This window comes from Roseateles oligotrophus (assembly GCF_014204525.1).
GTDB lineage: Bacteria > Pseudomonadota > Gammaproteobacteria > Burkholderiales > Burkholderiaceae_C > Paucibacter_A > Paucibacter_A oligotrophus_A.
Window position 1 is genome coordinate 164,571 of record NZ_JACHLP010000003.1, and the last position, 20,499, is coordinate 185,069.

Consider the following 20,499-nt stretch of genomic DNA (forward strand, 5'->3'; position numbering starts at 1 on the left):
CAAGCCAAAACAGCTATTTTGCCCCTCGTTTGCTGCATTGCATCAGAAATTGCCGGTTTGCAAACTGTTGTTGCCAAGCACGCGACGCACGAATTCCAGCGTGGCCTGGTTCAGGTATTCGCGGTTGCTGGCCTTGGTGAAGCTATGGCCCTCGTCCTCGGCGCTCAAGAACCAGACCGGCGTGCCCACGGCACGCACCGCGGCCACCATCTGCTGGGCCTCGCCGTAAGGCACCCGCGGGTCATTGCGGCCATGGACGACGAACAAGGGCTTGCGCACCTCGCCGGCCCGGGCCAGCGGCGAGATGCGCTGCAAAAAGGCCCGCATGGCGGGGTCGCGCTCGTCGCCGTACTCGGCGCGGCGGTTGTCGCGCCGGTAGCTCTCGGTGTTCTCCAGAAAGGACACGAAATTGGCAATGCCCACCCGGCAGATGCTGCCGGCAATGCGCTTGGACTCATGGGTCGCCACCGCCAGCGACATATAGCCGCCGTAGCTGCCGCCGGCCACCACCACGCGGCCGGCGTCCATATCGCTGCGGGTGGCGATCAGATCCAGCAGGGCGCTGATGTCCTTGACCGAGTCCTCGCGGCGCAGGCCGTTGTCCAGGTTCAGAAAGCGCTGGCCGAAGCCGTCCGAGCCCCGCACATTGGGCAGGATCACATGCATGCCCAGCTCTTCCACCAACTGCCGCAGCAGCCCCGACAGATAGCCCGGCCGCGACTGCGCGGACGGCCCGCCGTGGATGCTGATGTAGACCGGCCGCGGCCCGCTGAAGCGCGCCGGCGGTGCGATATGCAGGCCGGAGATGGCCTGGCCGTCGAAGCTCGTCCACTGCAGGCTGGCGTATTCCACCCCGCCAGCCGCGCCCTCGTGGCCGGCCCAGAGCTGCAACTCATCGGTCTGGCTGTTGTAGGCATAGATGCGGCCCGGGCTCTGCGCCGAGGCATGCTCGAAGCCCAGCAGGGGCAGGCTGCCATGCCAGCGCAGATTGCGCATGACGCCGGCCGGCAACTGGCCGGCGATGCGGTGCGGCTGGGCCTGGGCCTGCAGGGGATCGAAGAGGCGCAGCACCGAGATGCCCTGCTCGTTGTTCAGCAAGGCCAGGGGGCGGCCGTCGGCGCGGGGCGGCACGGCCAGCGCCTCCAGGTCCGAGTGCATCTGCGTCAGCCAGGGCTGGCGCTGGCCGCTGTCAAGGTCCAGGCGGACCAGATGACGGTAGTCGGACTTGAGCGCCTGGCGGCGCCACAGCGCGTCGGCGGCCGGCGCCGAGGCCAGCTTGGGGGCCTCCTCGGCATCGTCCTCCGCCCTGGCCTCGACCGCGCCCAGCGGCCGGCCGGGCTTGCCGTCCAGCTCGTAGCGCAGCAGCTGGCTGCGACCCTGCACGGTGCGCTTGATCACGATGCTGCCGCCGGGGCTGACGGCCAATTCGGTGAAACGCCCTCCCTCCACCGCCGCCAACTCGCGCGGGCGGGCCGGGTTTTGATCGGGGTCCACCCACATCAGCCGGCTCAAGGGCTTTGCCGCCTTGGCTCCGGCCTCGGACTGGCGGTTCAAGCGCTCCCACAGATAAACCAGGCCGCGGCCTTTGGGCAGGAACTGATAGTCGCTGACCCGCCCTTCGCTACCGCTCAGGCTCAGCGGCTGAGCCAGGGGCTCGCCCTCCCCGGCCGGGCTCAGGCGGTAGAGCTGGTAGGCCTCGTCGCCGCCCTGGTCGCGGCTGAAGACCAGATACTCACCACGCTCGGGCTCCCAGCTGGCCTGGGCCACGGCATCCCGCCCCTCCGTCAAGACTAGCGGCTTGGCCCCCGCTGCTTTGAGCAGATGCAGCTGCTGGCGGCCGCCGACTTGCGCCAGCACCAGCATCTCCCGTCGCAGGAGATGCCAATCCACAAAACGCGGGCTGGCCGCTTCTTTGGCCGCCGGGCGGCTGGGCTGAAACAGCGGCGGCATCCCATCGGCCACCAGGCTGGCGCCAGGCTCCAGGCGGCGCTCCTGCGCCAAAGCCGGGCCCAGCGCGGCACCCAGCAGCGAGACCGCAGCCAGCCAGATCCTCAGGGATTTTTGATACTTCTTCATGCGCGACTCAATTTCCGGCGCAGCGCGCGGCTGCCCCAATCAAAGAAGGGCCAACGCCCCAGGCATTGACCCTTTGCATCAACGGCCACCCCGAGCTGACCCGGCAGCGGCGCTCGCCATCACTCAATCGAAAGAATAGTTGGCGCTGATGGTGTAGCGGCGGCCCAGCTGATCGGTCGCGCCTTGGTCGTAGTAGTTGAACACCGAAGGCACGCCGGAGCTGAAGCCATAGGTGCCCATCACATTCAAGACCGTGGCCGACAGCGTCACATTCTTGAAACCGCGATAGGTGGTGCCCAGATCCAGCGACTGCTGCGGCGTGTTGTAGCAATAACCATTGCCACGCAGCAAGGTGTTGGAAGCCGATGTCGAGCTCAGGCAGGTGTCGGTGGTCGAGCGCTTCAGGCCGTCGGAATGCGAGATGCGGGCAAAGCTGTCCCAGTCCGCGGCCTCCCAGTTCAGCGTCAGCTTGACCTTGGTCTTGGGCATGTCCGAATTGGTCGTGCCCGCGGCGTAGACCACGTCGCTGCTGTCCAGGATCTTGTAGTCGTAACGGCGGGTGTAAGTGCCGTCGACCTTGAGCTTGAAGCGGCCCAGCTCGGTGTCGGGGAAGCGCACGGTCAGGTCATAGTCCAGGCCGCCGGTCTTGGTCCAGTTGTAGTTGCCGTACTGGCGCACCGCCATCAGGATGGGGCCGCTATTGGGCACGCCGGGCAGCCAGGTCTGCGGATTGGGGTCACGCACCAAGGAGGCGTTAGGTGCCGTGGGGTTGCGGTTGGCGTCCTCCATGATGTCGACCGCGCGCTGGCTGCGGATCTCGTTCTGGCGCTCGATATACCAGGCGTCCAGGCTCAGATCCACCGCCTTGCTGGGCGAGAACACCAGGCCCAGGGTGGCGGACCTGGAGGTTTCCGGCTTCAGGTCGGGATTGGCCGCGATGGTGCTGGCCAGGCTGCCCGGGTTGGGCGTGCGCGAGCTGAAGCCCAGCACATTGCAATCGCGGTTATTGGCCGGGTCGGCCTTGCTGACCGGCTTGGCGGGATTGCTGGTGTCGCAGCGCAGGGCGTCCACCACGGCATAGGAGGAGAAGGAGGTGAAGGACGAGGCGTAGGACTTGCCGATCTGCGAGATCGAGGGCGCACGGAAGCCGGTGGCCGCCGTACCGCGCATCAGCAGCACCGAGGGCACGGCCATCCACTTGAAGCCCAGCTTGCCGGTATTGGCATTGCCGAAGTCGCTGTAGCGCTCGGCGCGCAGGGCGGCCTGCACCTCCAGGTCTTTCAGCACCGGCAGGCTCAACTCGCCGAACAGCGCGGTGGAGTTGCGGCTGCCCGAGGCCCCATTGGCCACCAGGCCGATGAAGTCGCCGTTTTGATAGGCCTCATTGGGCGCCGACTCCAGGGTCTCGCGGCGGAACTCGGCGCCCAGGGCCACACCGGCCTTGCCACCGGCCATCTCGAACCAGAGGCGGCTGGCGCGCAGATCGACCGAGGCGATGCTGGCCTTGCCGTCGATGACCGCGTCCGAAGCCACGCTGGCGATGGCCGCCGCGTCATTGGGCTTGCCGAAGCGGTAGGTCTTGTCGGCAATGGCCTTGCTGAGCAGGGAGGCACGCAGCTCATTGCCGCGGATGCGGCTCATGTCCTGCTTGCTGTACAGCAGGGCGCTGTCAATGTCCCAATCGCCCAGCGTGCCCTCCACGCCCAGGGTGAAGCGTGAGGCTTGCAGCTCGGTGGTGTCGCTGCGCTGGATGTCGGCGAAGCGATAGAGCAGCTGTACGGCCTCGGGCTTGGCCAGACCGTTGGTCGGGTTGTCCGGGTGGCCCACCGGCAGCACCAGGGCCGGGAAGCTCTGCAACGAGCCATCCAGCTTGGGCCATTGCACGGCATTCTTGGCGGTGCTCTGGGTAAACAAGCTGGTGGTCAGGGCGCGCGGCGCCGACAGGGACTCGGTCGTGGTCTTGGACAGCATCACGTCGGCATACACCGTCAGGTCCTTGCTCAAGGCGAAGCTGCCGCGCAGCGAGCCGCCGATACGGTCCTGCTTGGAGATGATCTCGGTGGCGCTGTCGAGGTCGTAGCGGCACATGCCCTTGGGCATATTGGCCGTGCCGTAATCGGTGCCGGTGCCGGCGGGCAAGAAGCCCGGCAGGCGCTGGGGCAGGCCCTTGCCGACCAGCATCTCATCGGGGCAGCCGGCCAGGCTGCCGAGGAAATTCACACCCGAAGCGCTGTTGTTGGCGACGCTATAGCCGTCAATCACCGTACGGCCGGACAGGCTGGCGGGCACGCGGTAGTAATTGGCATAGGGCGAAGCCACCGAGCTGGGGGCGAAGCGGGACAGGCTGCCGTCCAGGTTCAGCACCTGGTCGGCCAAGGCCTGATTGCCCTGGTTGCGCAGCTCGGTCGCCATGACGCGATCGCGCTTGCTGACCTCCAGGCCGCCGTAGATATTGAAACGCTGGGTGCCCAGATTGCCGAAGCCGAAGGCCGCATTGGCCGACTTGGTGCCGCCCACGCCATCGTGGTTGACGGTATAGCTGCCACCCAACTCACCACCCACATAGTCCTTGCGCAGGATGTAGTTGACGACGCCGGCCATGGCGTCGGAGCCATACATGGCCGAGGCACCGTCTTTCAGGATGTCGATGCGCTCGACCGCGCCCTTGGGGATGGTGTTGACGCTGACCAGATTGCCACGGCCGAAGTTGACGTCCACCGCCGCGGCGGGCGCCAGGCGGCGACCATTGACCAAGGTCAAGGTGCCTTGCGAGCCAAAGCCCCGCAGCGAGACGGTGGACAAGCCCGAGACAAAGCCCGAACTGGCGCCGTCGCCGATGGAGGAACTGTCCACCGCGCTGACGGTGCGCAGCATCTCTTCGATGCTGGCGTAGCCCGATTTACGGATGTCCTCACGCGAGATGCTTTGCACCACCGAGGGCGTTTCCTTGTCCACGCGCTTGATCAGGCTGCCGGTCACCTCGACCCGTTCGATCTTGGCAGGCGTGGCCGCCTCTTGCGCGAATGCCGTGGCGCAGCAGCTGATCAGGGCCAGGGTCAAGAGATTGTGGCGATGCTTCATGGGTTCCTTGTATGGATGCCTTGCTGATATTTGCTGCGCCCGAACAAGTCCGGGTCGCAAACGAAGCCCGCACATTAAGAGGCCATGAAAAGGGATTTATGACATTTGGTTTGCTAGAGTATTCCGATGGTTATGTCGAGTTCCCCCACCGCCGATCCCCAACTGGCCGAGGCCTTCGTCGCGCGGCGCCTGAGCCTGCGCCATCTGCGTCTGGTCCTGGCCTTGTATGAGGGGAAGAGCATCAGCGCAGCGGCGGAGTTATTGCACGTCACCCAGCCCGCCGTCAGCAAGTCTTTGGCCGAGCTGGAGCAAGGCCTAGGACAAACCCTGTTTGCGCGAAGAGGCCGCGGTTTTCATGCCACAGCCCTGGGTGAAAGGCTGCTCGCCCTGGCCCGCAAACTGGAGTCGGACCTGCGCCGCGGCAGCGAAGATGTGGCCTCCATCGTGCGCGGCACCCACGGCGAATTGCAGATCGGTGCCACCAATGCCGCCCTGCCCCAGCTCCTGCCCGATGCCATGGCCTTGCTGAAGCAGGAGCGCCCCCTGGTCACCATCAGCGTGCGCACCCATGCGCTCAGCGACCTGATCAACGAGCTGCGCCAAGGCCGGCGCGATCTGGTGCTGGCGCGTGTGCCGCCGATCGAAATGCCGCCCGATATCGAGGGTCAGGTCTTGCTCAAGCAGCGCGAGGTGGTGGTGATCAGCTGCATCCACCCGTTGGCCAAGCAGCGCCAGCTGGCCTGGGCGCAGCTGCATGAACAGGCCTGGGTGGGCCATCTGCCCGGCACCCGCATGCGTGAGCTGATGGACCGCATGTGGCAGGAACTGGAGCTGGCGCCGCCCTGCAATCTGATCGAGACCGGCGACATCATGCTGGCCCTCAGCATGATGAAACGCCTGCCCCTGCTGGCCATGATGCCCCAGCATGTGGCGCGACTGGCGGCCCAGCAAGGCGTCGTCAAGATCCTGCCGCTGGAGGCCAGGGTGGGCCTGGCCGACCTGGCGCTCTGGCATCTGCGCGAACCGCAGTCGGAGCTGGTGGAACGCTTCAAGCAGCTGCTGCACCAGGTCGCCGCGGACTATGTCCGGCGCGAGTCAGCTCAGGCGTAAACCTCGGCCTCCGGGTCGGTGACTTCCAGCTCATAGCTGGCGGCCAGCATGCCCAGCCGGGCAATCACGCCGTACATATAAAAGCGGTTGGGGGCGCTGGCGCCGGGCTTCTCGCCCGGGCGGGGCAGCTGGGAGGCCTGCGAGAAGGCCAGGGGCACATAGCTGGCGCCGGGGGCGTTGAGGTTCTCGTCCATGCCACGGTCGGCATGGATGCGGTAGAAGCCGCCCACCACATACCGGTCCATCATATAAACCACCGGCTCGGCCACGGCGTCGTTGACCCGCTCGTGCGTCACCACGCCCTCCTGCACCAGCACCTGGTGCACGGCCTGGCAGTCCTTGCTGACGCTCATCTTGTTGCGGCAGCGGCGGCTCAACTCCAGCACCTCCTTGGCATCGCGCACCGTCATCACCCCCATGCCATAGGTGCCGGCGTCGGGCTTGACGACGACAAAAGGTTTTTCCTGGATGCCGTATTCCTTGTACTTGCGGCGGGTCTTGCTCAACACCGCGTCCACATGGGTCTGCAAGGCTTCCAGGCCCTGGCCCTCGCTGAAATCCAGGCCTTCCACCGGCACCGAGAGCGGGTTGATCAGCCAGGGGTCCATGCCCAGCAGCTTGGAGAATCTCTTGGCCACGTCTTCATAGGCCTTGAAGTGCTGGCTCTTGCGCCGCAGGGCCCAGCCGGCATGCAGGGGCGGCAGCAGGTATTGCTCATGCAGATGCTCCAGCACGCGCGGGATGCCGGCGCTGAGATCGTTATTGAGCAGGATGGTGCAGGGGTCGAAGCCCTTGAGCCCCAGGCGGCCACGAGTGCGCAGCAAGGGCTCGACCGTCAGGCTGCTGCCGTCGGCCAGGGCCAGCTCGGTGGGGGCGGTGATGGCTTCGTCCAGGCTGCCCAGGCGCACATTCAGGCCGGCTTGGGTGAAGATGCGGATCAGGGTCGCGATATTGCTGAGATAGAAGCTGTTGCGCGTGTGGTTCTCGGGGATCAGCAGCAGGTTCTTGGCCTCGGGGCAGATCTTCTCGATCGCCGACATGGCCGCCTGCACCGCAAACGGCAGCATCTCGGGCGTCAGATTATTGAAGCCGCCGGGAAAGAGATTGGTGTCCACCGGCGCCAGCTTGAAGCCGGCATTGCGCAGATCCACCGAGCTGTAGAAGGGCGGTGTGTGCTCCATCCACTCGAGCCGAAACCAGCGCTCGATGGCCGGCATGGACTCCAGCACGCGCTGCTCCAGTTCATTGATCGGGCCAGTCAGTGCGGTGATGAGGTGAGGGACCATAGGGGGGGCCAGTGAAGGGAGGTGGAGCTATTCTAGGAGTCTGCACTTGGGGTCTTTCCTGGCAAAGCCAAGCCCCGGCGCGGCAGTAATATCCCAGCCTTCTCCCCGCTCAAGCATGGCATCGAAAATACTCGTCATCGAAGATCAGGCCGAGATCCGCCGCCTGATCTGCTGGTCCCTCGCCGAAACCGACCATCAAGTCCAGGAGGCGCCCAACGGCAGCCTGGGCCTGGCCATGGCCCAGGCGATCAGGCCGGACCTGATCTATCTGGACGTGATGATGCCCGGCGAGATCGACGGCATCGAGGTCTGCCGCCAGCTGCGCCAAGACCCCGCCACCGCCGCCATCCTGATCGTCATCCTCAGCGCCGATGCCAGCCAGGACAACAAGGCCCGCGCCCTGGCGGCCGGCGCCAATTTCTTCCTGCCCAAGCCCTTCAGCCCCGCCAAGCTGCTGGAGCTGACCGAACTGCTCTTGCGCAACAAGGTGAAGGCCCCGGAAGATCCCGAGGCCCCCTGAACACAAGAGCCGGCCCGGCTTATTTGTGATACGCCGTCTCGCCGTGCGAGCTGATGTCCAGGCCCTCGCGCTCTTCCTCTTCGCTCACGCGCAGGCCTATCGTCAGGTCGACGATCTTGTAGGCGACCAGCGAAACGATGCAGGACCAGATCACCGTCACGCCCACGGCCTTGGCCTGCACCCAGACCTGTGAGGCGATCGAGTAGGCATCGGGCGTGATCATGGAGGCCGTGACCCAATCACCGACGGCGCTGGGGCCGCCCAGCGCGGGTGAGTTGAACACACCGGTCAGCAAGGCGCCGACGATGCCGCCCACGCCGTGCACGCCGAACACGTCCAGCGAGTCGTCCGCACCCAGCAGCTTCTTCAGGCCGGACACCCCCCACAGGCAGGCGAAGCCGGCGATGGCGCCGATGATCAAGGCGCCGCCCACGCCGACATTGCCGGCCGCCGGCGTGATGGCCACCAGACCGGCCACCGCGCCGGAGGCCGCGCCCAGCATGGAGGCCTTGCCCTTGTGCAGCGCCTCACCCACCGACCAGGCCAGCACCGCGGCGGCCGTGGCCACAAAGGTGTTGATGAAGGCCAGGGCGGCAAAGCCATTGGCCTCCAGGGCCGAACCGGCATTGAAACCAAACCAGCCCACCCACAGCAGGGAGGCGCCGACCATGGTCAGGGTCAGGCTGTGCGGGGTAAAGGCTTCCTTGCCGTAGCCAACGCGCTTGCCCACCATGAAGGCGCCCACCAGGCCGGCCACCGCGGCATTGATGTGCACGACGGTGCCGCCGGCAAAGTCCAGCGCGCCCCACTGCCAGATCATGCCGGCCGTGCTATTGACCTGGTCGACCACGGCGGCGCTGGTGTAAGCGTCCGGGCCGGCCCAGAACCAGACCATGTGCGCGATGGGCAGATAGCTGAAGGTGAACCACAGGGCCAGGAACATCAGCACGGCGGAGAACTTCACCCGTTCGGCAAAGGCGCCGACGATCAGGCAGCCAGTGATGCCCGCAAACGTGGCCTGGAAGGCGGCAAACACGATCTCGGGAATGACCACGCCCTTGCTGAAGGTGGCGGCGTTGGCAAAGGTGCCGGCGACGTTGTCCCAGATGCCCTTCATCATCAGCCGGTCGGTGCCGCCGATGAAGCGATTGCCCTCGGTGAAGGCCAGGCTGTAGCCGTACAAGACCCACAGCACGACGATCATCGAGAAGGCCACCATCACCTGCATCAGCACCGACAGCATATTCTTGCTGCGCACCAGGCCGCCGTAGAACAGGGCCAAGCCGGGCACGGTCATCATGATGACCAGCAGGGTGGACAACATCATCCAGGTGGTGTCGCCCTTGTTCGGCACGAGCACCGGGGCGGAGGCAGGCGCCGCTGCCGCGGGGGCCGAGGCCGCCAGAGCCTCGGGCACGGCCGCGCTGGCGACGCTCGCGACCGCGGAAGCTGCGGCGGAAGCGGCATCCTGGGCCCAGGCCGCGGGTGTCAGCACCGCTGCCGCCAGGGCCAGACAGGCAAAGAGTTTCTTCATTTGGATCTCCAAAAGGAAGAGAAAGCGAATCTTGATGAGGGGAGCGATGAGAAGCGAGCCGCGCTAGTTACAGCGCTTCCCGGCCCGTCTCGCCGGTGCGTATGCGCACCACCTGATCCAGCGGCGACACAAAGATCTTGCCGTCGCCGATCTTGCCGGTCTTGGCGGCCGTCTCGATGGCTTCGATGACCTGATCCACCACGGCGTCGTCGACGGCCGCCTCGATCTTCACCTTGGGCAGAAAGTCCACCACGTATTCGGCGCCGCGATAGAGCTCGGTATGGCCCTTCTGGCGGCCAAAACCCTTGACCTCGGTGACGGTCAGGCCTTGCACGCCGATGGCGCTGAGGGCCTCGCGCACCTCGTCCAGCTTGAAGGGTTTGATGACGGCGGTGATCAGTTTCATGATGGTTTTCCTCGCGGATCTATGGGAGTTCAGAAGGTTTTCTTGACCGACAGCACCAGGGCCGTCCTGCCCAGGTTCTTCAGCGCATCCGGGCTGGCGCCGCCTTGGTAGGCCTCGGTGTCGGTGCCGATCACGGCCGCGCCAAAGCTGAAACCGGCGTAGTCCTTATTGAGCGTCAAGGCGTAATCGGTATAGCTGCCAGCGCTGTTGTTCCTGACCTTCTGGTAGCCGATATGCGGCGTCAGGGTGAAGCCCTCGCCCAGCTCGAAGCTGGCCGAGACGTCCAGATAGCCGCTGCCCTTGCTGTCGGCCGTGCCGAACAGATTGCTCAGGCTGTGCGAGTACTTGGCCGTCAGCGGGCCGAAGCTGGCGGCGGCGTAGATCTCGGTCGTGTTGGCGCTGGGGTCGAGCTTGTTGCTGGGGTAGACATAACTCAGCACGCCGACGTCCAGTGTCAGGCCCTTGGCCACTTCGGTCTTGTAGCCGCCGTAGAGATCGATCTCGACATTGGCGCCGCCCTTGTAGGGCTCATCCTTGATCCATTGGATGGTCGAGCCCCAGGCGCCGAGGTAGAAGCCGCTGGCCGCGGCATAGTCCACCCCGGCTTGCAAGGCCGGCTGCAAACGCGACTGGGCGATGCCCCGGTAGCGGTACTCGCTGACCAGGCCCAGATTGAAGCTCAGCGGGCTGGCCGCGGGTGCAGCCGCTGCCCCAGCCTCTTCGGCATGGGCCGGCAGAGCGCTGGACACTAGGGCGAGGGCAAGCAAGGCATACACAAGCGTCTTCATCGCGAAACTCCTGGCAAGGTTTTGGACAAATACAAAAAGGGAGGCAAGGCGAGCCGAGCCCGTTTGCGTCTGGCATTGCAGCTTCCGTGCCAACTCGCGCCCAACACAGGGTTTGACCTGGCGGCACGCTGCCAAGCATGGGCCGCGCTCCATGACAAAAGACCCGGCCCTGCTTGGCGAAGAATTCACCAAATCGCGGCACAGCCAGCAGAGGGGGCGCGACCCGCGAGCGCATTCTTTTGGTGCATGCACCGCTTATGGGCGCACGAAGCCGAGCGGGGCTCGCCCGCAGGCCGTGCAAAAGGCAGAATCGGCCCGACATGCCGCACAAGGAAAGGTAGAGCCGATGTCCCTGGCCCTGGTTCACAGCCGCTCGCTGGACGGCATCAGCGCCGCCGCCGTCAGCGTGGAGGTGCATCTGGCCAACGGCCTGCCCAGCTTCACCCTGGTGGGCCTGGCCGAGACCGAGGTCAAGGAGTCGCGCGATGATCTAGATGAATAAATACCGTCCCCTTGCGCCCTGGGAACCGGGATTCTGAAAAATGACCATCCGGCCCGTCCAAGCCCCCTCCTCGCCCATCTCCCTTTGTGCAAGCAAAAATAAATCCTGTTTACGCTGAGAGCTCAGCCCGTCATTCGGCGTGCCTGCACTTACCAGCAAGGCGATTGCTGCAAGCTTCTCGATCAAGCCAGCAGGAATACTGACCGCAACACGGCCAGAGCGGCTTCAACCTTCTCAATTGAGCTGTACTGTTGGCTTCGGATGAAGTCAGGGACCGACTGATTGCGCTCCCTTGCTTCGTACGCGTCGCGAATCAAGCGGACGTCATCGTGGCTGACACGCCTTCGGACCTCGCCATAGCGAGACCACTGCTCGAAGGCTTTACCGCCCCCAAACGTCCAGTTCTTGCCGAGGGCCGGCTGTAGGGCGACTTCGCGCTCCAGGCGCAGCTTCTCTTTGTCCGCATCCCTACGTTGCTTTTCTGCGAGTGCTTCAGCCTGGTTCCGCGCTAGTTGTTCCTCGTGAAGCTCCCTGGTTCGACGAGTTGCGTACGCTAGGGTGCCGCGCGCTTCATTGGAAAACGCCTCGCCAAACTCCGGAAAGAGCAGCCGGAGCGCCTCGTCGTACTTGGGAGGGCATGCATAGGTCGTCGACCCAGACTCGACCAAGCTCAGAACCCTACGAGCCTCATCGCTCACCCGACCTCGCAGCTCCAGGTCGGGGGTCCGCGCTCCGGATATCCGCAGGCAGGTGAACAGCATGGGCAGGTAGCACCGCAGACTCAACTCGGCCGCAGCCGCAGCGGATTCCATGGCGCGGTATGCATCGGTGCCGCGCAAGTCTTCGCCTTGCCGTCGGGGCGCTGGACCCATAGCATTGCGCATCGTGTAAAGAAGCACGAGTAGCTTCTGAAGGGTCATCTCGGCCAACGAGCTCTGTCCCTTGCCCGCGAACGCTGAGAGATAGGCTTCGTGCGTCTCATCCCGCCATTCCGGGTCCGTGATCACATTGCGGATCCTGATCAACTCTCGGAAGTAGTCCCGCGTTAGCTTCTCAAGCGACTTAGCGCCGAGCTCCCTCCTAAACTGCTGCTGACGCTCCACCCGTGCACGAGCTTCTCGCTCCCGAGCGAGAGCGGCAATTGCCTTCTGTGCTTTGATCTGCTCCTGCCTGACATGCTCGCGTTCCAAACGCGACCGCTCTAGCGCGACCCGCTCGTCGAACTTCGGGTTGTATATCCATGTAAACGCCTCCGGGGAGGTCTGCACGAGGTTGCGCAGGGCGTCGATCGTCAATCTGCGCGGCCCGGCCAGGCGCGTTGCATCCAGCTCAATGCACGGCGTGCCCCGTGCTCTGATCTTGCCGCGCTTGATCTCATCCACGCGATGCGTAACCGCGATTTCTACAATCAGCTCGGACTGATCGAACAAACCAGCCGCCTCGCTCGCCTGGCAAATCACATCGGGCACAAGATTTCCCAGATGCTGCTCGAGCCGGACGTCAGAAAGCGTCAACACGCTCGCAGGCAGCGAAACCCAATGGCTAACTGCCGGCCCGCTCTTAGGGTGATATGTCGCTAGCACCGCATGAGGACCAACACGGACCTGCGGTACTTCTGCTAGCAAGTTCTTCAGGATACGGTGGAGAAGAGTTTCCTGACGCTCAGCTTCGGTCAACATTGCAAGCCATACCTGATCAGAATAGTGTGATTCGCCAGCCTCGGAATGCACCTCTTCCGCTTGATCTTCAGCCTCAGGTTCGGTGTCGCAATAGAGGACGGCTTCTTGCAACGCCAGCGCGTCTGCCTTTGCTTGGACGGACTCTTGGTCCCAATGCTTCTCCATGCACACCCAGTCGGCATCCAACTGCGCCATCGACAAGAGCTTGTCACGATCCCAGGCTGCGATCTCGGGGTCATCGATCAGAAAAGTGACGATTGCATCAACCGATGCATCGACATATGTCTCAGCACGCAGCTGGAACCGAACTCGTCTGCCGTCCGGCAGTGTGATCAGCGCATTGTGGGTGTCTATCCATATGGCCGACTGGATGGGTTCATCGATGGGGTCACCGCAGGCCTGCTTGACGTACTCATCGCCGCGATAGCCTTTATGGCGTCCGATTGCTCGATAGCCAGGCAGCTGCAACCTCCCCGAATCGAGCCAGAGTTGCAGCAGCGCCGCCCGTGATGCAATGCGTAGACACTCGCCGCCTTGAGATCCTGCGTGATGGCGGAAGGACATCCGATGGGCCCGGGGCTTTAGGAAGTGTTCAGCCGGTCGCCCTGGATTTACAGCCTCGAGCTGTCCGCCACAGCCAGCACAGAGGCATCGGCAACCCCGCCCCTTCTCTTCGCGGGTGAACATCGATACATGGACGATGCGGCCGTCTTCCTCGCGTCTGGCCCACGCCATTACCGGCTCAGGCGGATCAGATCGCTTGGAGTTTTCAGACCTGGCAGTCACGATGCTTTTCTGCGGCTAGGAAAAGAAGGGGTCGGGTAACAATTCTTGGCAATGCGGAGACTCACATGAGCGCTCTGGCCGGCCTCGCTGAAGAGTTCGCGAAGCTGGCTAGACGAAGCGCTGCTTGTAGATATCGTCCGCCATGTAGATTGGCATCGATCCCATTCGATCATCCGCAGCAGTAGCTGCCCGGCGACGGCGCTCCTCCTGGTTCATGCCGAGGAGGAGGTAGATCAGCGCCGACCTAGCCAACTTCAGCATGCGCAAAGTGCGTTGCTCCAACTCAGCTACGGTCAACGAATGCGCGAGATCGTCCTTGAACAGGTCGAAGGGCTCGGACGTCGACGCTAGTTCCGGCTGCATCATCAAGTGGAGCTTGAGGTACTTGTGTTCCAGGTGATTGCGCAGGTCATGGCAGGCGCGGGCCTCTGGCTCCGTGGTGTCCTTCAAGTCCGGATCAAAGAAATCCTTGCTCAACCAGTACAACCCACGAAATGCCAGGTTCTCGGTGTTCTCGAACGCGGGCCGAAGCACACCGGTCTTCTTGTCTCGCCAGATGTGCCTGAAGGAGACCTGTGTCACCGGGATGCCCAACTTTAGATAGTGGTTGAGGAAGAAGGCGATCTTGTCAAAGAGGGAGTAGCTCATCCGAAAGGTTACCTTCACCTTTTCCGCAGCCAAGCCCAACGCCGGGTAGTCAAGCGTGTTGTATAGCGCCACATCCCGGTCAGAAAAGTGCATGCCTTGGGTCGTGATGCCTTCGAAGTAGAGCCATCGCGCCGAGACGAACTCTTGCTTCAACTGATTGAAGAGACCCAGCACCACCGGCTTCTCATCGAGCGCCGTCGCGAAAGTCGGGAGCTGCATCACATCACGCGCAGCAATCGAGTGTGGACCGGTGTCGTTCAGCGGATTCAGGAACAGGCAGTGATCCAAGCACCACTTCCGATAGGCCTGCTCGCCCGCGTCATCGCCCAGCGAAGACCCCTCGGCGTCGTACCCTGCCGCGAAGGAGGCCAGGTCGACGTGCTCGGCAATCTGACTGGCCACTGCCACGAAGTTCCTCCTCAATCGCGGATCGCCGTAATGGGGATGCGAATCAAGGTCGGTGATTGCATCAGTCATGTCCGTGTGAGCACTCAAAGCAAGCGCGCATCGGTGGCCGTCGTCGTACAGACACCGCGCATACGCCATCAAGCCATTACCTCGATTGAACCGGGCCATCCAGAATTTCGGCAGCGTAGTCACGGCACGTGACCACAGTTCACGCGCCTCAATAAACCGCCCGACAAAGCTCAGCTGATTGCCGAGATTAGTGAGGATCTGGCATTGAACATGACTGGGGAGATCCTCAAAGGTCACGCGATTCAGTGCGCGCCGGAGCAGCAATAGCTGTTGCTGCAAAGGTTCCTGATCCCAGGCCCATGCCCGGGTGCAGTCTTGGCGTGCTTCGTTGTGGCGATTGGCCCAAGCGTTGGCCCGGTAGTAGTCCAGCAGAGCAAGATCGGTGTCAGCCGTCAGCCTTGACTCGAGTCGATCGGCCCACCCAAGTGCCCGGGTCGTCATCTCCGGATCAACTGTGTCCATCGCATAGTCGACCAGCAACGCAATTGCACCCAAAGCCTCAGTCGGCTCGACATCTTCCAGGGTTTCCAGCGCTAGTATCGATTCAAGATCCAACATTGCACCTCTTCAAGGGAGTGAATCGCCCCGCGCTTGGTGGAGCGCAGTTGATTTGAGTTAGGCCGGCATGGCATCGACCTGCCCAGCAAGTTGCTGATCGTATTTCTCTTCAACGTCAGCCGGCGCCCTACGCCTTTGCGTGTTCATTTTTCAAGCGCAGACTTGCCTCTAGGCACACAATCAATGCCGCACAGCATTTCCCGGAAGACTCATCCAGTGCCGCATAGCCGCGCCCACCGCGCGGCGCAGGGCTCGCAACGACGATATTGACGCTGGGAGAAGCTGCTCGACTGGCATTCCTGTGAATGTGCCCTGCGGGACGTCCATCTCTCGCTCGATATCTGCAACCACGAACTTAGCGACATGCAGTAGCTCTCTCCGTGTTGGTCGCCTGATCTCGTGTTCTCGCAATCGACTGCGAAGCGCTTGCGAGAGCCAAACGCTCGAATTGCAGGTCAGCACGAAGACGAAGTTGCTCAGATCGCATTCCGCCTGCAGATAAACGTCTCGCCAATGCCTGCTCTCGGACGGCTCAAGCAGTGCCAGCAAAGCGTTCTGAACAGAGGGGCTGCCATGTACGCTGTCTGCTGCTTTGTCCACTTCGTCCAGCGCAACAAGGACCGTCGCGTTCCCCTTGAGGAGAGGTCGCAGGAGCGGGCTCGGCTGACCCGTGCTCCACCCCCGAGCAGTGCCAAGGATCGACATGGCATCACTTGCTCCAGCGAGCGACGCGGAATAGCACTCAAGCCCAAGAACTTCGGCCAATCGACGCGCGAGATGCGTCTTGCCGGAGCCCGCCGGGCCGGTCAGCAAGATGTGCTGGAAATGAAGTTTGACCGCGCCGATCTGCCGTCGCCCCACAAGTTCGTCGAACACTGAGTTGATGGCGTTTGAGCCCCAAAGGAACTCATCGAGCAACTGCGTTCGCCGGAGCTCAAGGTCAACGACCTCCGGCAACGCGGCCACCGGCATGGGCCTGCGCAAGACTTCAAACTCTTTGAGCATCAGTTTGTCGGCATCATCTTTGCCCGGCGGAAAGCTACCCGCTACGACGGTATGCATCAGCCGGTGCGGGGTTGGTGTCGGTCGAAGAACGCGAGAGGGGTTCTGTACCGCAGACGCGATTTCCGCCCGGCAGTTCTCGTCCAATAAGCGCGCAAGCGCAGCCACAGCTTCAGGCCCGTAGATTGCGGCGTCCCGGTCAGCATATTCAAATTTGCTCAGCCTGAGCCAGATCGGCTCGGCGCGCTGCCGGAAGAAATCAACGCGCGCTCGAAGCTTGCTCCCGCCTCCTATTGGCTCGCAATAGCGGCTGTAGAGACGCAGTAGCCTGATCGCAGCGCGCGCCTCTGAATCTGGCAAGTCACGCTGGGCATCGGGGGCCATCCTTTCGAGAATCTCAAACGCCCATTGCATTGCAACCAGTGCACGCCTCAGCTTTACCGGATCGCTGGGTTGGAGAACCGGAACGCCAGCCCCTTCATGGGTGGCTTGATATTCATCAATGATCACCCCTTCGCTCGACAGATACGCCCAGACTGACCATTCCACAACATCAAAGGAGAATTCGCGCTCGAGTGCACGGTTCGCAACTTCGATCAAGAACTCCAATCGCTCATGCATGTCGCCGTACTCGGTGTCGTAGAACGACGCAATTCGCATGATCGCAGCGGCTCGACCCTCATGGTTCTGATCAGGCCTCAACGCGTGATAAGTCTGGATTTGAAGCTCGACATACTCTTCAGGCGAGGCCCAGCTGTAGGGCATCAGCCGGAGGAACAGATGCCGCCGGCTATAGGGCAGCGCCCGATAGATCTCGGGGGCGGAGATGCCTTTATGCGTGTCTTGGTACCCGTCCATGATGACCTCTGCATGCAAAAGGCCAGCGTAACCAACTGATAGCTCACTGGATGAGCTAGCATCAGCGGACCGATAGCCAACCACGCACGATCGGCGGCACGCAGTAGAAAGGCATGTCAGCGAACGCGGTCGCCCCTGACGTAGGTTCCGGAAGCTTGTCTTTTCATTCAATTTCAGGTCACAGTAAAAACGACGGACGGCACCGTACGTGCCTGTCGTCACGAGCTATCCGTTTGACTACAGGTCAGCTATCGGCACATCGTCGTCAGGCTGCTGGTGTCTCGCCAACTACGCCGAGCCATGGTACGGTGGACGCTATGCCAAAGCGCCAGCGCAAGAAAAGTACGGCTGTCGATCGGGATGACGCACGACAACCGACAAGCTCGCTGCACCTCGATACGGCGCTTCACTTGCGCCTCATGGCAGAAGGCGGGACCCGCCCTTCCACCTATGCATCTGCCATGGCTGCACTGCAGAGAATCCGCCTACGACGTCTGCGCTAGCGCATTTCTCCAGAGCGGTATCCGATTGCGGGTAATTGCGGCGAGATCCCGCAATTGCACCTTCGGACCGCAATCAGTGCCTCGCCACCGGCTTTTGCGATCATGGACTGCTGCCGTTGAGTAGCTGAAAGTCGGCGTCGCGTATGCGACGGTCCGGTGTGCCATGGCAGTAGTCCTTCGCGTCGCGCCTCTGACCGGCTTCTCACGGCCAAGAAACTATCAATAGGCAGTGCTCTTTGACGTTGGCGGCCCCGCTCAGGGAGGAAAAGCAGGAGAACTTGTGTTCACGGACAACCATATCGCCATGGTTACGCGGGCCGCTTCGCGAAGCCGACCAAATAGTTGATGAGCGCAATCGCTTTGAGACTGTTCGACTGCGTGCCGTAGTCAACTGACTCGCCATGCAAAACCAAATGTCGATTGAGCTCCCGCCAGGTGGGCAGGCCCTGATCTTGAATCATGCGATCTCGCTCCCTTTCGCTCGCATTGATGGGCAACACTTGGGCCAAGGGACTCAGCAGCGCGGCGGAGAACGCGTCAAGAGCAGCGTCGGCGGCGTGTCGAGCCACTTCTGGCAATCCGAGCCTTCGATCCTTGATGAACAGATAGAACCCGGTCAATTCCAGGCACACGCCGTCCGACTGCGCGAGCAATGTCGGAACCGAGAGGACGAATTCGCCGCGCCCGTGCGCGGCGAAAGCCGCTCTCAAAATTGCCTCCCTCGCCGGCAACGCCTTGACCAGTTCATCTTCAATTTCAGGCAGCCGGCTTTCGAAGTGAGCAATCAAAGCGGCATCGACCTTGTCCACGTCGCCAGCAGCGAGCCATTCTTCCAACTTCCACAGTTCGGAAAAACCGAACTGGCCGTCCATATACCACCCGCGTTTGCCCAGCTCCAATAGAGCCGCCTGAATCCTTGGAGGCATTTCGCGGTATGCCGCGGCCATCTGAGTGATGACGGGACTCAAGAGGGCGGAAACGTCCTTCTGCCATTGGCCGAACTGCCTGATCGCGTCGGGCAGCTTGGCAAGCATCGGCCTCATCTGCTCCGCGACGCGCGAGAAGGTCTCGCGCACTCCTTGGAACGCCTCCTGCAGTTTCTCTCGGGCGGCCACAAGTTGCCGACGCTCTTCGTCGCTGATGGGCAAGCCCTCATTCAACCGGCGTTCGAGCTCTATGACTTGGCCAACTTTCAGTGGCCTGGGAGCAGAGTCAGCAGAGTCCATTCGGTCAAGATCAAGCCGCTCCACTTTTTTTTCGTCTCCAACTGGTTTCTTCGACAAGGCCGCTCCTCCGTAAACGCACGCGCCGCTTGCGAACGCCTGTCAACGTGAACTCGCAAGGCTTATGAACTGCATAAAAGCGCAAAGAGCCAAACATATCAAACGTCTGCCCCCAATCCCTTGGCGGGCAGCCCCAGCCGGCGAACCGGCTATAAACGACGGTCAAGCGAGCCACAGAGCTCTTCAATAACTGAATTCAGGGGCGTTCATGTTTTTCTATGTGGATGAGAGCGGGCACACGGGCTCGGAGTTGTTCGACGCGACCCAACCCGTCTTGTATTACGGGGTCATATCGAGCGACGTAAACCTCGACGTGCTGGCCGATGAGCGGTTGGTCCCGTTGCGCAAGCGCCTTGGCGTGGACCGGCTGCACGCTGCGCAGCTTGGCGTCGGCAGGCTTGCCACCATCGCTGGCGAGCTGGTGGCCATGCAGAAGAAGTTTGACTTGCGCTTCGACCTCTACCGGGTGAACAAGCCGGACCACGCCGTCATCTGCTTCTACGACCAAGTCTTCGACCAAGCCATGAACCCGGCCGTCACTTGGACCAGCTATTGGACGCCGCTGCGATACATCCTGCTGCTGAAGCTCGCTTCCTTGTTCGAGGAGGACGATGCCCGGCTCGCATGGTCCGCCCGAACCGACACAAACCGCGCGCGCTCCAACGGGAAGTTGATCGAGGTTTGCCAACGAATCGCGGCGCGCGTCGGCGAGCTCCCCGACGCTCGCTCGCAACAGCTGATCGGCGACGGCCTCGCCTGGGCCGCCCAGAACCCCGACGCGATTGGCTACAACGTGGATCACGCGGACGACATCAAGCAGATCAGCCCCAACATCATCGGATTCCAGTTCGTCATGCACGGCATCGCCAAGCGCATCATGCAGCGCGGCAAGGGGGCCTCGAGGATTGTGGTGGACCGGCAGTCCGAGTTCAACAAGGCGCAGAGGACTCTCTCGGAGTTCTTCGCTGCCGCGTCGGGCATCGAAGGCGCCACAGGCCCCGGCATGCCAAAGGTCAGCTTCGCGGGGATGCCCAAGACACCCATCGAGTTCGCGGCCGGCACCAACAGCGCAGGACTCGAGCTTGTCGATGTCTACCTCTGGATTTTCAAGCGGCTCATCGACGGCAAGGATATGGCCCCGGAGCTGATGCCGCTGGTCTATGCCCAAAAGCATCGCGGCAACACTGACGAGGTGTCCTTGCGGGCCATTGAACATCGTTGGGAGCAGCACTTCGCCAACATGCCCCCGCTTGAGGACATGCCGCCTGAACAGCTCGAAGCGGCGCGGGAGATCATGGCCAAGGAAGAGCAGCGCAGGCAGGTTGCAGTCCAAAGCCTGCTAGGGCCGCCAGATGCCGCCACGCCCGCTTGAACGGGGCCGTTTTCCCTGCCGATCATCGAC

At 62.7% G+C, this 20,499-nt stretch carries 13 protein-coding genes and 1 pseudogene; 4 read left to right on the forward strand and 10 right to left on the reverse strand.

What is annotated here, in order from left to right; genetic code table 11:
* Positions 1 to 42: 42 nt before the first annotated feature.
* Positions 43 to 2,076, reverse strand: coding sequence for a S9 family peptidase (locus HNP55_RS08370; RefSeq protein ID WP_184298170.1), 2,034 nt, complete (start codon positions 2,074 to 2,076; stop codon positions 43 to 45).
* A 123-nt stretch (positions 2,077 to 2,199) separates the two neighbouring features.
* Positions 2,200 to 5,157, reverse strand: coding sequence for a TonB-dependent receptor plug domain-containing protein (locus HNP55_RS08375; RefSeq protein ID WP_184298172.1), 2,958 nt, complete (start codon positions 5,155 to 5,157; stop codon positions 2,200 to 2,202).
* A 132-nt stretch (positions 5,158 to 5,289) separates the two neighbouring features.
* Here HNP55_RS08375 and HNP55_RS08380 point away from each other — a divergent pair, with 132 nt between their 5' ends.
* On the forward strand, positions 5,290 to 6,267 hold the full coding sequence (locus tag HNP55_RS08380; protein ID WP_184298174.1) for a LysR family transcriptional regulator: 978 nt from the start codon (positions 5,290 to 5,292) through the stop codon (positions 6,265 to 6,267).
* On the opposite strand, the gene gshA is transcribed toward HNP55_RS08380, so the two are convergent.
* Positions 6,258 to 7,553, reverse strand: coding sequence for a glutamate--cysteine ligase (gshA, locus tag HNP55_RS08385; RefSeq protein ID WP_184298176.1), 1,296 nt, complete (start codon positions 7,551 to 7,553; stop codon positions 6,258 to 6,260). The two genes, HNP55_RS08380 and gshA, sit on opposite strands and share 10 nt — an antisense overlap.
* A gap of 115 nt (positions 7,554 to 7,668) precedes the next feature.
* Here gshA and HNP55_RS08390 point away from each other — a divergent pair, with 115 nt between their 5' ends.
* Positions 7,669 to 8,073 carry a response regulator transcription factor gene (locus HNP55_RS08390; protein ID WP_184298178.1) on the forward strand — a complete coding sequence of 135 codons (405 nt, stop codon included), beginning with the start codon at positions 7,669 to 7,671 and terminating at the stop codon, positions 8,071 to 8,073.
* 19 nt (positions 8,074 to 8,092) lie between these two features.
* On the opposite strand, the gene amt is transcribed toward HNP55_RS08390, so the two are convergent.
* The 3 genes from amt to HNP55_RS08405 all read right to left on the reverse strand — a co-directional run bounded on the left by amt (position 8,093) and on the right by HNP55_RS08405 (position 10,801).
* On the reverse strand, positions 8,093 to 9,607 hold the full coding sequence (amt, locus tag HNP55_RS08395) for an ammonium transporter (protein ID WP_184298180.1): 1,515 nt from the start codon (positions 9,605 to 9,607) through the stop codon (positions 8,093 to 8,095).
* 67 nt (positions 9,608 to 9,674) lie between these two features.
* Positions 9,675 to 10,013, reverse strand: a complete 339-nt coding sequence (glnK, locus tag HNP55_RS08400) for a P-II family nitrogen regulator (protein WP_184298182.1) — start codon at positions 10,011 to 10,013, stop codon at positions 9,675 to 9,677.
* Between the two features lie 29 nt (positions 10,014 to 10,042).
* On the reverse strand, positions 10,043 to 10,801 hold the full coding sequence (locus HNP55_RS08405; RefSeq protein ID WP_184298184.1) for a TorF family putative porin: 759 nt from the start codon (positions 10,799 to 10,801) through the stop codon (positions 10,043 to 10,045).
* A gap of 346 nt (positions 10,802 to 11,147) precedes the next feature.
* On the opposite strand from HNP55_RS08405, the pseudogene HNP55_RS08410 reads away from it, so the two are divergent.
* Positions 11,148 to 11,288, forward strand: a pseudogene (locus HNP55_RS08410) (magnesium chelatase domain-containing protein); the annotation flags it as partial.
* Positions 11,289 to 11,485: 197 nt separating this feature from the next.
* Here HNP55_RS08410 and HNP55_RS08415 read toward each other — a convergent pair.
* The 4 genes from HNP55_RS08415 to HNP55_RS08430 all read right to left on the reverse strand — a co-directional run bounded on the left by HNP55_RS08415 (position 11,486) and on the right by HNP55_RS08430 (position 19,097).
* Positions 11,486 to 13,546: a hypothetical protein gene (locus HNP55_RS08415; protein ID WP_184298186.1), complete on the reverse strand. Its 2,061-nt coding sequence runs from the start codon at positions 13,544 to 13,546 to the stop codon at positions 11,486 to 11,488.
* A gap of 330 nt (positions 13,547 to 13,876) precedes the next feature.
* A complete protein-coding gene (locus tag HNP55_RS08420; RefSeq protein WP_184298188.1) occupies positions 13,877 to 15,451 on the reverse strand; it encodes an LA2681 family HEPN domain-containing protein in 1,575 nt (524 codons plus the stop codon).
* A 180-nt stretch (positions 15,452 to 15,631) separates the two neighbouring features.
* Positions 15,632 to 17,311 (reverse strand): AAA family ATPase, encoded by a 1,680-nt coding sequence (locus HNP55_RS08425; RefSeq protein ID WP_184298190.1) that lies wholly within the window; start codon positions 17,309 to 17,311, stop codon positions 15,632 to 15,634.
* A gap of 811 nt (positions 17,312 to 18,122) precedes the next feature.
* Positions 18,123 to 19,097 carry a hypothetical protein gene (locus tag HNP55_RS08430; protein ID WP_184298192.1) on the reverse strand — a complete coding sequence of 325 codons (975 nt, stop codon included), beginning with the start codon at positions 19,095 to 19,097 and terminating at the stop codon, positions 18,123 to 18,125.
* 208 nt (positions 19,098 to 19,305) lie between these two features.
* Between HNP55_RS08430 and HNP55_RS08435 the strand changes: the two genes are divergently transcribed.
* Positions 19,306 to 20,469, forward strand: a complete 1,164-nt coding sequence (locus HNP55_RS08435; protein ID WP_184298194.1) for a DUF3800 domain-containing protein — start codon at positions 19,306 to 19,308, stop codon at positions 20,467 to 20,469.
* Positions 20,470 to 20,499 lie beyond the last annotated feature (30 nt).